General features: G+C 64.4%; 16 protein-coding genes. 6 read left to right on the top strand and 10 right to left on the bottom strand.

What is annotated here, in order from left to right; genetic code table 11:
- Positions 1-133: 133 nt before the first annotated feature.
- Entirely contained in the window at positions 134-976 is an 843-nt protein-coding gene (locus ACTXGA_RS00190; protein WP_443391068.1) for an AAA family ATPase, read from the bottom strand.
- Positions 977-1404: 428 nt separating this feature from the next.
- Here ACTXGA_RS00190 and dksA point away from each other — a divergent pair, with 428 nt between their 5' ends.
- The 4 genes from dksA to ACTXGA_RS00170 all read left to right on the top strand — a co-directional run bounded on the left by dksA (position 1405) and on the right by ACTXGA_RS00170 (position 5128).
- A complete protein-coding gene (gene dksA / locus ACTXGA_RS00185) occupies positions 1405-1827 on the top strand; it encodes an RNA polymerase-binding protein DksA (RefSeq protein WP_443391067.1) in 423 nt (140 codons plus the stop codon).
- Positions 1828-1901: 74 nt separating this feature from the next.
- A complete protein-coding gene (locus ACTXGA_RS00180) occupies positions 1902-3074 on the top strand; it encodes an FAD-dependent monooxygenase (protein WP_443391066.1) in 1173 nt (390 codons plus the stop codon).
- A gap of 90 nt (positions 3075-3164) precedes the next feature.
- Complete coding sequence (locus tag ACTXGA_RS00175; RefSeq protein ID WP_443391065.1) at positions 3165-4139, top strand: XdhC family protein; 975 nt, start codon at positions 3165-3167, stop codon at positions 4137-4139.
- Positions 4136-5128 carry a molybdopterin-binding protein gene (locus tag ACTXGA_RS00170; RefSeq protein WP_443391064.1) on the top strand — a complete coding sequence of 331 codons (993 nt, stop codon included), beginning with the start codon at positions 4136-4138 and terminating at the stop codon, positions 5126-5128. The genes ACTXGA_RS00175 and ACTXGA_RS00170 overlap by 4 nt, the downstream gene beginning before the upstream one ends.
- A 24-nt stretch (positions 5129-5152) precedes the next feature.
- Here the strand turns inward: ACTXGA_RS00170 and ACTXGA_RS00165 are convergent, their stop codons facing one another.
- The gene (locus ACTXGA_RS00165; protein ID WP_443391063.1) at positions 5153-5752 is read right to left on the bottom strand and encodes an SAM-dependent methyltransferase; all 600 of its coding nucleotides are present in this window, start codon (positions 5750-5752) and stop codon (positions 5153-5155) included.
- A 63-nt stretch (positions 5753-5815) separates the two neighbouring features.
- Entirely contained in the window at positions 5816-6391 is a 576-nt protein-coding gene (gene infC, locus ACTXGA_RS00160; RefSeq protein ID WP_443391571.1) for a translation initiation factor IF-3, read from the bottom strand.
- Positions 6392-6550: 159 nt separating this feature from the next.
- Here infC and ACTXGA_RS00155 point away from each other — a divergent pair, with 159 nt between their 5' ends.
- Positions 6551-7489, top strand: coding sequence for a hypothetical protein (locus ACTXGA_RS00155; RefSeq protein ID WP_443391584.1), 939 nt, complete (start codon positions 6551-6553; stop codon positions 7487-7489).
- Between the two features lie 106 nt (positions 7490-7595).
- On the opposite strand, the gene ACTXGA_RS00150 is transcribed toward ACTXGA_RS00155, so the two are convergent.
- The 6 genes from ACTXGA_RS00150 to cysG form a co-directional block, all read right to left on the bottom strand.
- The gene (locus tag ACTXGA_RS00150; protein ID WP_443391062.1) at positions 7596-8462 is read right to left on the bottom strand and encodes a ferredoxin--NADP reductase; all 867 of its coding nucleotides are present in this window, start codon (positions 8460-8462) and stop codon (positions 7596-7598) included.
- Between the two features lie 125 nt (positions 8463-8587).
- Complete coding sequence (locus ACTXGA_RS00145) at positions 8588-8977, bottom strand: DUF934 domain-containing protein (protein ID WP_443391061.1); 390 nt, start codon at positions 8975-8977, stop codon at positions 8588-8590.
- Entirely contained in the window at positions 8974-9744 is a 771-nt protein-coding gene (locus ACTXGA_RS00140; protein WP_443391060.1) for a phosphoadenylyl-sulfate reductase, read from the bottom strand. The genes ACTXGA_RS00145 and ACTXGA_RS00140 overlap by 4 nt, the downstream gene beginning before the upstream one ends.
- Positions 9734-11404, bottom strand: coding sequence for a nitrite/sulfite reductase (locus ACTXGA_RS00135; protein WP_443391059.1), 1671 nt, complete (start codon positions 11402-11404; stop codon positions 9734-9736). The genes ACTXGA_RS00140 and ACTXGA_RS00135 overlap by 11 nt, the downstream gene beginning before the upstream one ends.
- Positions 11405-11432: 28 nt before the next feature.
- Complete coding sequence (locus tag ACTXGA_RS00130; protein ID WP_443391058.1) at positions 11433-11732, bottom strand: DUF2849 domain-containing protein; 300 nt, start codon at positions 11730-11732, stop codon at positions 11433-11435.
- A complete protein-coding gene (gene cysG / locus ACTXGA_RS00125; protein WP_443391057.1) occupies positions 11663-13120 on the bottom strand; it encodes a siroheme synthase CysG in 1458 nt (485 codons plus the stop codon). Before cysG ends, ACTXGA_RS00130 begins: the two co-directional genes overlap by 70 nt.
- A gap of 142 nt (positions 13121-13262) precedes the next feature.
- On the opposite strand from cysG, the gene ACTXGA_RS00120 reads away from it, so the two are divergent.
- Positions 13263-13718, top strand: a complete 456-nt coding sequence (locus ACTXGA_RS00120) for an Lrp/AsnC family transcriptional regulator (RefSeq protein ID WP_443391056.1) — start codon at positions 13263-13265, stop codon at positions 13716-13718.
- A gap of 67 nt (positions 13719-13785) precedes the next feature.
- On the opposite strand, the gene ACTXGA_RS00115 is transcribed toward ACTXGA_RS00120, so the two are convergent.
- Positions 13786-14961, bottom strand: a complete 1176-nt coding sequence (locus ACTXGA_RS00115) for a cytochrome P450 (RefSeq protein WP_443391570.1) — start codon at positions 14959-14961, stop codon at positions 13786-13788.
- Positions 14962-14967 lie beyond the last annotated feature (6 nt).

The following is a 14967-nucleotide window of genomic DNA, read 5'->3' as shown; positions in this document are numbered from 1 at the left end:
GGATCGGGACAAGGGCCGACATCGCCATGCAGGCCCGGTCTATCAAGTTGCGAAGGCCCGCATCGGAGAAAGGATGCGGGCCGGAATATGCGGGTCGCGGCGGTTCGCGTCCCCGGCGGCTAAAGAGAGTGCCTTAGCGCTGACCGCGCCGCGCCATGAAGGCGAGCCGTTCGAACAGATGCACGTCCTGTTCGTTCTTCAGCAGTGCGCCATGCAGCTTGGGCAGGGCGCTGGACCCCTCGCGTTTCAGATCCTCGGCGTCCAGATCCTCGGCCAGCAAGAGCTTCAGCCAGTCCAGCACCTCGGAGGTGGAGGGCTTTTTCTTCAGCCCCGGCTGTTCGCGCAATTCATAGAACTGGGTCAGCGCGGTGGTCAGCAGCGCGGGTTTGATGCCCGGATGGTGAACCTCGACGATTTTGCGCAGCGTCTCGGTGTCGGGGAACTTGATATAGTGAAAGAAGCAGCGGCGCAGGAAGGCGTCCGGCAGTTCCTTTTCGTTGTTCGAGGTGATGATGACGATGGGGCGATGCGTGGCACGGATCGTCTCGCCGGTTTCGTAGACGTGGAACTCCATCTTGTCGAGTTCCTGCAACAGGTCGTTGGGGAACTCGATGTCGGCCTTGTCGATCTCGTCGATCAAGAGGACGACCTTGCCGGACGCCTCGAAGGCCTGCCACAGCTTGCCCTTGCGGATGTAGTTCCGGACATCGTTGACGCGCTCATCGCCCAGCTGGCTGTCCCGCAACCGGCTGACGGCGTCATATTCATATAGACCCTGCTGCGCCTTGGTGGTTGATTTGACCGACCATTCCATCATCGGCAGATCCAGCGCCTTGGCCACCTGCCGCGCCAGTTCCGTTTTGCCGGTGCCGGGCTCTCCCTTGACCAGAAGGGGGCGTTCCAGCGTCACCGCCGCATTGACCGCCATGGTCAGGTCGTCGGTCGAAATGTAATCCTCGGTTCCGTCAAAACGCATGCGGGTCTTCCTCTGACTCTGGTCCGGTGACGGCCAAGGGGTAAGACGCTGCGAAGGGGGTTGCAAGGGTCGCGGCGGATGTGGACGGAGCAGATGAACCGCTGGGAACGGGCGAATTGATCCGGGCGGGGGACGGTGCGACCGGCAGGGTGATTCCTTGTGGTTAACACGTCGCCGGATGAGCCCCGCAATGGTCCATGGAATGTTTGCGCCAACATCCCCGATCAACCCGCAGAGCCCACGCGCGAACGTAAAAGAGCGTTGCAACCACGCCACGAAACCGCCACATGGCCGTCCTAAAACACCCGACGAAAGTCGCTAATGTGACGTGACAACGGTCGCCTCTTGGTTTAATGCCTCGCCGCAGGGGTGCCAGATATCTGAGGAAATTTGAAATGACGGATACTGGTGTTGATGAGGGAGCGGATATGAAACCTGAGACCTTTCTGCCCGATGATTACCGTCCGGCCGAAGACGAACCGTTCATGAACGAACGGCAACTTGAATATTTCCGTCGCAAACTTCTGAACTGGAAGGCAGAGCTGCTTTCCGACAGTCGCGATACCATCGAAACGCTGCAGGAAGGCACGCGGAACATCCCCGACGTGAACGACCGCGCAAGCGAAGAGACGGATCGCGCACTTGAATTGCGTACGCGCGATCGCCAGCGCAAACTGGTCAGCAAGATCGATCAGGCGCTGCGCCGCATCGACGAAGGCGAATACGGCTATTGCGATGTGACCGGCGAACCGATCAGCCTGAAACGGCTGGACGCGCGCCCGATCGCAACCATGAGCCTTGAGGCGCAGGAACGTCATGAGCGCCGTGAAAAGGTGCATCGCGACGACTGAGTCGTCAGACTGCATATGCGAATGAGAAACGCCGGGGTCTTGCCTCGGCGTTTGTCGTTTGCGAAGGGGACCACATGGATCTGACAGGGTTGAAGGTCACCGTCATCGGCGCCGGGATCGGCGGGCTGGCTGCAGCGCTTGCGCTGCGGGGGCATGGGGTGACGGTGCGCATCCTCGAACAGGCCGAGGCGATCCACGAGGTTGGCGCGGGCATTCAGGTCAGCCCCAACGGGCTGCGCGTGCTGGAGGCTTTGGGCCTTGGCGATGCCTTTCGCGCCCGGTCGGTGCGGGGGCAGGCGGTGTCGCTGCGGGATTTCCGCGGTGGAGAGGTGACGCGGCTGGACCTGACGAAATTGCCCGAGGCGCAGTCCTATCGGTTTGTGCATCGCGCCGACCTGATCGACCTGCTGGCCACGGAGGCGCGCGCGCGCGGCGTGCAGGTGCGGCTCTTGCAAAAGGTGCGCGTGATCACGCCCGGCGCGCCGGTGGGGATCGAATTCTGCAACGGCGACGCCAGCAGCGCTGATCTGGTGGTCGGCGCGGACGGGCTGCATTCGGTCCTGCGCCCGGCGCTGAACGGCGTGGCCGATCCGTTTTTTACCGGGCAGGTGGCATGGCGGGCGGTGGTGCCCAATACGGTCGACCATCCGCCAGAGGCGCGGGTCCATATGGGGCCGGGCAAGCATTTGGTCAGCTATCCGATGCGCGATGGTACGCTGGTGAACATCGTTGCGGTCGAGGAGCGGCGCGACTGGGTCGAGGAAGGCTGGAGCCAGACCGATGACGCGGGCAACCTGCGCACCGCCTTTGCCGGGTTCGGTGGCGATGTTCCGGCCCTGCTGTCCAAGGTGGCCCATCCGGGGCTGTGGGGACTGTTCCGCCATCCGGTCGCGCGCCACTGGCATGGTGAGGGCGTGGTGCTGCTGGGCGATGCCGCGCACCCGACGCTGCCGTTTCTGGCGCAGGGGGCGAACATGGCCTTCGAGGATGCCTGGGTGCTGGCGGATGCGCTGGCCTCGGGGGCGGATCTGGCCTCTGGCCTTGCGGTCTATCAGCAACGGCGCCATGCGCGCGTCGAGCGTGTGATCGAGGCGGCCAATGGCAATGCGCGCAAGTATCACATCCGCAATCCGCTGGTGCGCGGGGTGGCGCATTTGGGGCTGGGTGTGATCGGGCGCATGGCGCCGGGTGCGATGCTGCGCCAGTTCGACTGGCTCTACGGGCATGACGTCACGCGCCGCGCCTGAAATCCGGGGCTGATCCCCCGACCATTGAAGGGGGCGACATGGCCTTCCTACATGGTACACATCGGGCCAAGCACAGGGGGAGAGGCAGATATGGATACGGTGGACGCGATTCCCGAAAAGGCGCTGGAGTGGCACCGTGACGGCCAGGGGGCCGCGCTGGCCACGGTGGTGCAGACATGGGGGTCCGCCCCGCGCCGCGTCGGCAGCCAGCTGGCGATTTCCGGCACCGGCATGATCGAAGGCTCCGTGTCCGGCGGCTGCGTCGAGGGCGCGGTGATCGTCGAGGCGCTGGAGGCGCTGGAGACGGGCGAAAAGCGCGAGCTGGAATTCGGGGTGTCCGATCAGGATGCCTTTGCCGTCGGGCTGGCCTGTGGCGGGACGATCCGCGTGCTGGTCGAACCCGTGGGCAGCGTGATGCCCGAACAGTTGCTGGAGGATCTGGTGGCGGCGCGGGCGGCCCGTGAACCGGTGGCTTATGTGGTGGATCTGGACCGCAGCGACCGCTGGCTGGACCGTTCCGGATTCGAGGACCGGTTCCGCATGGATCGCTCGGGGTTCGAGCCGGACAGCCGGGTCTTTGTGAACATCCACAACCCGCCGCTGCGGTTGATCGTGGTGGGGGCCGTGCATATCGCGCAGGCGCTGATCCCGATGGCGCGGATCGCGGGCTATGATCCTGCCATCATCGACCCGCGCGAGACCTTTGGCTCTGAGGCGCGGTTTCCCGGAGAGCGCATCCTGAACGACTGGCCGGATGAGGCCGTCGATGCGCTGGGGCTGGATTCGCGCACCGCGCTGGTGCTGCTGACCCATGATCCCAAGCTGGACGATCCGGCGCTGGACCGCGCGTTGCGCGCGGGCTGTTTCTATATCGGCGCGCTGGGGTCGACCCGCACCCATGCCAAGCGCGTCGCGCGGCTGACGGAGGCCGGGTTCACCGAAGCCGAGATTGCGCAGATCCACGGCCCCATCGGTCTGGACATCGGCGCGGCCAGCCCCGCCGAGATCGCCGTTTCGATCATCGCCGAGATGACGCAGGTGCTGCGCAAGGGGCCGGGGGCATGAAATTCGGTCCGGTCCCGCTGGATCAGGCCGAAGGCGCGGTGCTGGCCCATTCGGTCGCGCTGGAAAAGGGACGGTTGCGCAAGGGCCGGGTTCTGTCGGCAGAGGATATCGCGGTGCTGCGTGGCACTGGCCGGGTAGAGATCATCGTGGCCCGCATGGAACCCGGCGACATGGGCGAGGACGCGGCGGCCGCAAGGCTGGCGCAGGCCCTGGTGCCGGACCCGGCGCGCGCAGGACTGCGGATTGGCAAGGCCTCCACAGGACGCGTCAACCTGCACGCCGAAGCGCCCGGCGTTGTCGAGGTGCTGGCCGAGCGCATCCATGCGCTGAACGCGCTACACCCGATGATCACGGTGGCGACGGTGCCGCAATGGCAGCGGGTCGGCGCGGGTGGCATGGTGGCGACGGTCAAGATCATCTCCTACGCCGTGCCGGAGGCCGCACTGGAGGCGGCCTGTCTGGCCGGGCAGGGCGCCTTGCGGTTGCGCCCGGTGGTCTGCCGGACCGCGCAATTGATCCAGACCTCTGTGGACGGCGGCGAAAGCGGCGACAAGGGGCAGGCGGTCACCAAGGAGAGGCTGGACCGGTTGGGCGTTGAGATCGGCCCGCAGCAGGTGGTGCCGCACCGCATCGATCCGCTGGCAGAGGCGATTGCCGCCACGGACGCCGATGCCATCCTGATCCTGACCGGCTCTGCCACCTCTGATCTGCATGACGTGGCCCCGCAGGCCCTACGCGAGGCGGGCGGCACGGTGATCCATTTCGGGATGCCGGTGGACCCCGGAAACCTGTTGTTTTTCGGTGACTTGCAGGGGCGTCCGGTGATCGGGCTGCCGGGTTGCGCGCGTGCGCCCGCCCTCAATGGGGCGGATTGGGTGCTGGAGCGGCTGCTGTGCGGCGTGCCGGTGACACCGCAGGACATCGCCGCGATGGGTGTCGGCGGCTTGCTCAAGGAAATTCCGGCGCGGGGGCGTCTGCGCGAGGCCTGAGGCCGGCGAAAACCCGGATTGGTGTCAGCGTGGGGCGTCTGCGATCAGGTCGATCAGGGCAGAGCGCCCTTCGTGCCCGGTGCCTTCGGACAGGTGCTTTTCATAGCTGTCGAGCCGCAGGAAGGTCAGGTCCGGGAAACTGTCACGCAACAGCCGGGACGTATACATGAAATCGGGATTGCCGGGGCCGCCGGTGCCATAGTCCACCTGTTTGGGCGTATAGCCGTGCAGCATCAGCCGCCCGCCGGGGGCAAGGGCCCGGCGCAGCCCGGAAAAGACAGCTGTGCGCTCTGCCGGTGACAGAAACTGGATGAAGACGGCAACAACAAGGTCATAGCCGTTGGCGTCCCAATCCCAGTCTTCGATGGGCGCGCATTCGAAACGGGGCGCAACCCCGGCCTTGGCGGCCAGTTTCTGCGCCTTGGCGATGGCATTGGGCGAGACGTCAAAGGCGGTAACGTCACAGCCCTGTTGGGCCAGCCAGACGCTGTTACGGCCTTCACCGTCCGCCACGCACAACGTGCGGGCGCGCGGAGGGATCAGACCGGAATGAGCGGTCAGGAATGCGGCCGGAGCCGTGCCAAAGACGTAATCGTCCGTCGCAAACCGCTGGTCCCAGCTCATTCCGGCCGTCCATCTGGCAGATCGAGAAAGAAAAAGCCCGCCGGAGAGGCGGGCCTGACTGTGTTATTTGGCGGTGGGGCCGATCATCATGACCATTTGGCGGCCTTCCATCTTCGGCATGTTTTCAACCTTGCCGATTTCCTTGACGTCTTCGGCGACCCGCTCCAGCAGTTCGCGGCCAAGGTTCTGGTGTGCCATTTCACGGCCACGGAAACGCAGGGTGACTTTCACCTTGTCGCCGTTCTCGAGGAACTTGAAGACGTTGCGCATCTTGACCTCGTAGTCGTGGGTATCCGTATTCGGACGGAATTTCACCTCTTTGACTTCGATGATCTTTTGCTTCTTGCGCGCTTCGGCCTCTCGTTTCTGGGTCTCGTACTTGAACTTGCCGAAATCCATGATCTTGCAGACCGGCGGCGCGGCATTGGGAGAGATCTCCACGAGATCGAGACCGGCCTGTTCAGCCATCTCCATCGCGCGGGCCGGTGTGACGACCCCGACATTCTCGCCTTCGGCACCGATAAGCCGGATTTCGGGGGCCCGAATGCGATCATTGACGCGGGGGCCTGTGTCGCGCGTTGGCGGCGCGTTGTGTGGTCTGCGGGCTATTGGAATGCTCCTTTTGCATTTTTCCGTCAATTCGGCAAAGTAAACTTGGGCAGACCAGCTTTCAAGCGGCAAATCCGTGCCTGTGCGCTGCGCTGCAGCGATTTCCCCCTTGTGGCTGGCGACAGCCTTGGTCAGATCAACACATGGAGCGAGTCTTTTTGACCCGCAATAGGATCGATGGAGGCTTCGATGCGAAACCTGATCATTGGCGCCGTGGCAGTGGCCGCGGCTGTTGGCGGCTATCTCTGGTACACCGGCCAGACCGCCGAAGAGGCGATGGAACAAACGGCGCCGGCGGTCAGCGCCGTCAAGGATGCGGCCAAGGACGCCACGCAGGATGCGGTGGACGCCACGGTCGACACCGCCAAGGACGCGACCGATGCGCTGGACACCACCGCGGATGCGCTGAAAGACACGGCTGACGATATGGTCAAGGATGCCTCCGAGGCCATCGACAAGACCAAGGAAGCCGCCGAGGGCGCCCTGACGGATGCGATCAAGGACGTGGTGGACGGCACCAAATCTGCCGAAGACGCGCTGAAGGATGCCGCCGACGCAACCCTTGGCACCGCCAAGGACGCCGTGAGCGACGTGGTGGACACGACCCTTGGCACGGCCAAGGACGCGGTTGATGCGACCGTGGACGCAGGCAAGGACGTGGTCGACGCGACCATCGACACCGGCAAGGATGCCATGGACGCCACCGTCGATGCGGGCGCGGATGTGGTCGACGCGACGGTGAACGCCGCCACGGATGCCGTGGACGATGCCAAGGTCATCACCGAAGAGGTGAAGGACGCGACCGTTGACGCGCTCACCCCCGAAGCGGAGCCGACCGTTGTCGCCGAGCCCACCGTTGAAACGCCCGAGCCGACAACGGCTCCGGATCCGACGGCCGAAGCCGCGGCAACGCCCGACCCGGCCGTGACCCCGGCGGCCGAGCCGTCGATCACCGAACTGCTGACGGTAGACGGGTTCGACTATGACAAGGTCGCGGAATACATCGACGGCACCGAGCTGAACGCCATCGCCAAGACCGGCGCCAAGGCGCTGCTGGAGCAGGCCAAGAACAACCCCGACGCGCTCGAAGGTGTTCTGGACAAGCTCAAGGAAACGCTGGGTCTGTGATCGCCACAGCGCTAACAAAGCGCTGACAAGGCCCTGAAAACAAAGCCCCCACCGATCCGGCGGGGGCTTTTTCATGTCCCGGTTTCATGTCCCGGTGGCGCGTGCCTCAGTCGAGGAACGCTTTTTCCACCACGTAATGCTTGGGGTCGGAGTTCGCGCCTTCCTCCAGCCCGTAGCCTTCCAGCATCTCTTTGAGTTCGAGGTTGAAGGCGAGGTTGCCGCAGATCATCGCGCGATCTGTGTCCTTGTTCAGCACCGGCACATCCAGGTCCTCGAACGCCTCGCCCGACCGCATCAGGTCGGTGATGCGGCCCATCTTCGGGCTCTCTTCGCGGGTGGTGGTCGGGTAATACTTGATCTTCTTCCAGAAGCCTTCGCCGATCACCTCGGCCAGCAACTCGTCGGTCTTCAGGCTTTCGATGATGTCGCGGCCATAGGTCAGTTCGCCCACTTCGCGGCAGGTGTGGGTGATGATGATCTCATCGTAATCTTCATAGGTCTGCGGTTCGCGCAGCAGCGAGGAGAAGGGCGCAAAGCCGGTGCCGGTGGCAAAGAACCACAGCCGCTTGCCTGGCAGAAGGGCGTCATGCACCAGCGTTCCGACCGGCTTGGGCCGCAGGATGATCTGATCGCCCGGCTGGATGTGCTGCAGTTTCGAGGTCAGCGGGCCGTCCTGCACCTTGATCGAGTAGAATTCCAGCTCTTCGTCCCAGGACGGAGAGGCGATGGAATAGGCGCGCAGGAGCGGTTTCTGCTTGCCGTTCTTGGGGTCGGGATCGCCCATCAGGCCGATCATCACGAATTCGCCCGACCGGAAGCGCAGCGACGCAGGCCGCGTGCAGCGGAAGGAAAACAGCCGGTCGGTGTAATGCTTCACCTCGGTCACGGACTGGGCGTCCGGCACGGCAAGGGTGCGGGCGGCGCGGGCGGGTTCGGCGGCTGTGGCGTCGGTCACGGGGGTCATCTCTGTCATGTCATCCTTGCCGGTTGGGTAAACCGGCACCTCATATCTAGCTTTGATCTGTGTCAGCAAAAACGCGATTTGGCGCCGCACCGCGGGAGTGATGCGATGCGACGCCAGTCCAGGGCCGGAAATGCTCAGGCGGTGCCGCGCATCCGGGCCTGGTAATCATGGGCCTGCCAGTCGGCGCGGAAGACCCATTCGTCCTGAGGCTGGCGTTCGGCCAGGGCCTCGTCGATCTCGACCTCGTCGAACCCGGCGCGGCGCGCCATGGCGTATTGATCGGAAATCACGTGGCCCTTGGCGCGCAGGCGGCCCTTGTAGCCGCGCAGCCGCAGCAGTCGCGCAAGGGTGAATCCGCGCCCATCCGCAAAGCTGGGAAAGTCGACGCGGATCATGGTCGTGTCCGCGTCAAACGCAAGGTCGGCCGGATCGGTGTCGGAGGGCAGATCCTGCGCCCCGGGGCCGTTGAATTCGCCGTTCCAGTCCTCGGCGTGAAAACCGTCGTCGCGCACGATGATGCTCATGCCTTTTCTCCTTTAGTCTCGTCACCTCTGACGGTGTTTCTGACGGGGCGGCCATTCACGAAATGGATGCCGCATTCTTCCTTGTCCTGTCCGCGCCAGCGGCCCGAACGGGGATCTTCGCCCGGCGCCACCTTTGACGTGCAGGGCATGCAGCCGATCGAAGGGTATCCCTGCGCCACCAGCGGATGCTTGGGCAGGCGGTTTTCCTCCATATAGGCGCGCACGTCCTCGGGCGTCCAATGGGCCAGCGGGTTCAGCTTGATCCGGCCTGTGCCGTCTTCAAGCTCAAAGAACTCCAGCGCGGCGCGGGTGCCGGACTGATAGCGTTTGCGTCCGGTGATCCAGCCGTCGAAACCGCCCAGCGCGTTGTTCAGCGGTTCGGTCTTGCGCAGGGCGCAGCAGGCGTCGGTGTCCGAAAAGCGCAGCGCGCCGTAAGGGTCGCGCTGGTCCAGCACCTCCTGCGGGGTCTTGATGATCCGCAGGTTTTCCAGCCGCAGCCGTTCGGCCACCTCCTGCTGATAGGTCAGCGTCTCCGCAAACAGCAGGCGGGTGTCGATGAACAGCACCGGCGTCTTGCGGTCGACCATCGCCACGAGGTGCAACAGCGCCACAGACTCCGCCCCGAAGGACGACACCATCGCCAGTTCCCCGGCCTCTGGATCGCGCAGCGCGCCTTCCAGAACGGAGGTCGCGCTGTGATGCCGGTAGCGCGCGTTGAGCGTGTCGACGCGGGCGCGCAGCTCCGCGTCGTTCAGATCACGCGGCATTGGCCTTGCGCTCTTGCGGACCGTAAAGCGCCTCCTTGAACGGGGCCATGCCAAGACGGCGATAGGTCTGGAGGAAGGTTTCCTCTGCTCCGTCGCGGTTGGCGATATAGGCGTCAACGATCCGTTCGATGGCCGGCACGATTTCCTCCGCCGGAAAGCCGGGGCCGGTGCGTTCACCCAGAGCCGCGGTTTCGGTGTGGTCGCCGCCCAGCGTGATCTGGTAGTTTTCCACGCCCGCGCGGTCCAGACCCAGGATGCCGATGTGGCCCACGTGGTGGTGACCACAGGCGTTGATGCAGCCCGAGATCTTGATCTTCAGGTCGCCGATCTCGTTCTCGATCTTCAACTCGTCAAAGCGCGTGGCGATTTCCTGTGCGATCGGGATCGACCGTGCCGTGGCAAGCGCGCAGTAGTCCATGCCGGGGCAGGCGATGATATCGCTGATCTTGCCGATATTGGCGGTGGCAAGGCCGTGCGCCTTCAGACGCGCGTGGATTTCCGGCAGATCGTCCTTGTGGACGTGCGGCAGGATGACGTTCTGCTCATGGCTGATGCGCAGTTCGTCATGACCGAATTCCTGCGCGATGTCCGCCATGACACGCATCTGATCGGCGCTGGCGTCGCCCGGCGTTTCGCCATGCGCCTTGAGGCTGATCTGCGCGATGGCATAGCCCGGCGCGGCATGGTCGGACAGGTTGGTATCGGCCCAGGAGCGGAAGACCGGATCGCCGTTGTAAGCGCGTTCAAAGGCCGAAAGCGGGCGTTTTGCGAACGATGGGGCCGCAAACTGGGCCTTTATCGTCTCGAACAGGGCAAGGTCGGCGCCGTTGAAGGCGGCCTTGGTTTCGGCGAAACGCGCGTCCACAAGGCGGCGGATTTCGTCGATGCCGTGTTCATGCACGGTGATCTTGATGCGCGCCTTGTACTTGTTGTCGCGACGGCCCAGCAGGTTCCAGACAGACACCACGGCCTCGACATAGGGAAGCAGATCCGCCTGCGGCACGAAATCGTTGATGATCTTGCCGATCATCGGCGTCCGGCCAAGGCCGCCGCCCACCAGCACCGCATAGCCGATCTCACCTTCTTTCTCGACGATGCGGATGGCCAGGTCATGCGCGGCGGTCACGGCGCGGTCGTTCGGGCTGCCGGTGACGGCGATCTTGAACTTGCGCGGCAGGAACTGGAATTCCGGGTGGTCGGTGGACCATTGCCGCAGCAATTCGGCCACCGGGCGCGGATCGGCGATCTCATCCGCAGCGGCCCCGGCAAAGTGGTCGGCCGTCACGTTGCGGATGGTGTTGCCGCTGGTCTGGATGGCGTGCATCTGCACCTCTGCCAGCGCGTCCAGCATGTCCGGCACATCGCGCAGTTCGGGCCAGTTGTACTGGATGTTCTGGCGCGTGGTGAAATGGCCATAGCCCTTGTCCCAGCGCTCGGCGATATAGGCCAACTGGCGCATCTGGCCGCTGTTGAGCGTGCCGTATGGGATCGCCACCCGCAGCATGTAGGCATGCAGTTGCAGGTAAAGGCCGTTCATCAGGCGCAGCGGCTTGAATTCGTCCTCTGTCAGGTTGCCGGCGATGCGGCGTTCCACCTGTGCACGGAATTGGCGATTGCGTTCGGCCACAAAGGCGGCGTCGAAGTCACTGTAGCTGTACATTGTGCGTCTCCTGCGGGAGTCGAAAGGATCAGAGATCGGCCTGTTTGCCGTGCGCATAGTTGGAGGGGCCCCTGCGGCGGAACGCCTCGCGGAAGTGGGTCGGCTCGGGCCCGTTGGTGCCCGGCTTCATGTCTGCGAGATAGACGCCGACGACCTCTGCATGCCGGGCGCTGGCCTCGACCAGCCGCAACTGGGCGTGGGCCTCGTCGGTGAGCAGTTCGGCATCGCGCAGGTCCGGGCTCCAGCGGTCATCGGAGGTCAGATAGACGACGTCGCCAGCGAGGAGGGCGTTTGCCGTGACGACTTTGGGAGTGAATTGGCGGGCCATTGGTAAGCCTCCTGGTGGTAGGTTGTGACGGGCAGGCCATCGCGCGGGGCGAGGCCATACAGCATGAGGGCAGGGCCGTTGAAATCGGCTTCGGCCAGATCGGTGGACAAACGGTCCAGCGTGGTGCCAAGCACGCGCTGATCGGGGCGCGAGGCGTTTTCGACCACGGTCACGGTGGTGTCCGGCGCGGCGCCGTGCATCATCAGGCGACCCTGCAGGAAATGCGCGGCGCGCTTGCCCATGTAGATCGCGGCGACCTCTCCGCCCTGCGCCAGGGCGCGCCAGTCATGATCGGCAAAACCTTTCATGTCGTGGCCGGTCAGCAGCCGGGCCGAGGCATTGCGCCCGCGTTTCGTCAGCGATTGCCCGATATTGGCGACGGCGGCGGAGGCGGCGGTGATGCCGGGCACAATGTCATAGGACAGTCCTGCCTCCAGTACGGCCTCGACCTCTTCGTCCAGACGGCCAAAGACCGTACAGTCGCCACCTTTCAGGCGCACGACCTGCGCACCCTCCAGCCCGTGTTTGACGATCAGCGCGTCGATATCCTCTTGCCGGGTCGAGGGGCCGAACCCCTCTTTGCCGACGTCGATCATCGTGGCCTCACGGCGGGCCAGTTCAAGGATTGGCTGCGGCACCAGACGGTCGTGGATCACCACGTCGGCGGCATCCAGCGCCTTGCGGGCCTTCAGCGTCAGCAGGTCCGGATCGCCGGGGCCCGCGCCGACAAAGGAGATATGGCCGGGGCGGCTCTGCCGGGACAGGTGGTTGTCCAGCAGGCTGTCCAGCGTCTCTTCGACGGCCTGTTCGCCATGGGTGATCGCGCGGGGGCCAGCGTTGAAGTAATAGTCCTGCCAGAAATCGCGGCGCGCGCGGCCAAAGGGCAGGGCCTCTGCCATCTTGCGAAACGTCTTGCCGATCCGCGCCAGCGTGCCCAGCGAGGCGGGAAGGCGCTCCTCAAGGTCCGCCTTGATCGCACGGGCCAGAACGGGGGCCGCGCCTTCGGTGCCGATGGCGACGGTCACCGGGTCGCGGTCGACGATGGCCGGGGTGATGAACTGGCTATCCTGCAGGTTGTCGACCACGTTCACCAATGCGCCCTCGGCGCGGGCGATCGCTGCGGCGCGGGCGTCTTCGTCCGCGTCCTCATTGGCGCCGTAGAACAGCGCGGCGCAGAGCGCATCGCCCGGCTCAAAAGCGCGCGGCACTAGGGTCAAGGCTCCCTGAGCCGCCCACGTGATGATCTGGCGGTCCGGCTTGGTGGCAAAGACGGTGAGGGCGGCTTCGGTCTTCATCAGCAGGCGCAGCTTGGCCAGCGCCGCCGCCCCGCCGCCGGAAACCACCACCCGCCGCCCGGCGAGATTGAGGAAGATCGGAAAATGCTGCACGTCAGTCTCCTGCTTTCTTGGGGTGGAATATAGGAAATTGTTCCGGCATTTGCCTATGGGGCTGGGAAAACAAGAACATTGGTTCTACAGTGCGCCGCAACGGCGGGTTTCGTTCCATGAAAGCCGGATTGGGAGAACGAGAGTGAAGATCGACGAGACAGACAGGAAAATTCTTGCGGAACTGCAACGCGATGCGGGGCAATCACTGGACGAGATTGCCAAGAAAGTGGGGTCTTCGAAGACCCCGGTCTGGAACCGGATTCGCAAGCTGCGCGAGGGCGGCGTACTGGGTCAGCAGACCGTCGTTCTTGATGCCGAGAAGCTGGGGTTCGAGGCCTGTTTCTTTGTGCTGATCCGCACGTCAGAGCACGAGGCGGACTGGCAGGCGCGGTTCCTGAAGGCCTTAAAAGAACGCCCCGAAGTGCAGGAGGCGCACCGGTTGGCGGGCGATATCGATTATATCCTCAAGGTGCGGGTCAAGAATGCGCGCGCCTACGACGCCTTTTATCAGGCGCTGATTTCAGAGGTGAAGGTGCACAACGTGACGGCGCTGTTGTCGATGGAAGAGATCAAGGCGACCACGGCGCTGCCTTTGTGAGGGGGCGCTTTGCGGGTCAAGGCTGCCGCCAGCCCAACTCGCCTTGCCCCGCAAAGCGCGGTCAGCGTCAGCCCTGGTGAACCATCAGCCGTTCCAGCCCGTGAAAGTGGTAGAGGTTGGCATAGCGCGGCGGTTCTGACAGGCGCAGGCCGGGCAGTCGTCCAAACAGGATCGGCAGGGCGATCTGCAATTCCAGACGCGCCAGCGGTGCGCCGACGCAAAAGTGCAGCCCGGCGCCGAAACTGGTGTTGTTGGCGGCGGGACGTCCGGGGTCAAATTTCCCCGGATCGGGCCAGACCGCCGGATCGCGGTTCGCGGCACCCAGGAGCGGGGCAACCTGATCGCCGCGCTTGAACCTGTGGCCGAAGACCTCTGCCTCTTCATAGGCATAGCGGGTGAACATGTGCAGCGGCGGATCGTAGCGCAGGATCTCCTCGACCACCGGTTCCGCGTTCCCGGCAGAGATCGCCGTCCCGGTTTCCAGCAGCGTCTTGATGCCATTGCCCATCGTGTGCACCGTGGCCTCATGCCCGGCGTTCAGCAGCAGGATGCAGGTGGTGATCAACTCGGGGGTCGAGAGTTTCTCACCGTCCTCCTCGGCGGCGATCAGATGCGTGATCAGGTCATCCGCCGGGCGCGCGCGGCGCGTTTCGATGTAGCCGGTCAGAAAGTCGGAAAATTCCTGCGCCGCACTGGCGGCGGCCAATTCGATCTGCCGGTCGCGCCGCGCCTGATAAATGGCAACCATGGCATTGGACCAGACCAGCAATTGATCGGCATAGCTTTCGGGAACGCCAAGCAGGCGGCAGATGACGATTACCGGCAATGGCTGGCAAAAGGCGGGCAGCAGGTCGATTTCCCCGGCGGGAAAGGCATCGATCAAACTGTGGGCAAGTTGCGCGATTTCCGGGGCCAGCGCCTTGATCCGGCGCGAGGTGAAGGCGCGCAGCACAAGGCCGCGCAGGCGGGTGTGCCTTGGCGGTTCCAGTTCCAACATGGAATGCGCCTCGACCGCGTAGAACGGGGCAAGGTGCGCGGGTATTTGCGGGGCCTGTTCGGCGGGAACTTCGCGCCCGAAACGCCGGTCACGCAGCAATGCGTGGACCGCCCGGTGGGAGACGGCGCAGGGCAGTTCGTAATCCTCCCAGAATGCCAGGTCACCGCCGCTGCGCAGCCGGTCGTAGAACGGGTAGGGGTCCTGAACAAAGCTGGGATCGGTCGGGTCTTGGGTCATGCGCAACATGGCGCG

This window comes from Antarctobacter jejuensis (assembly GCF_052266595.1).
Classification (GTDB): Bacteria; Pseudomonadota; Alphaproteobacteria; order Rhodobacterales; family Rhodobacteraceae; genus Antarctobacter; species Antarctobacter jejuensis.
Note: the sequence above shows the minus strand (reverse complement) of the source record. Positions and strands in the feature narration are given on the sequence as shown.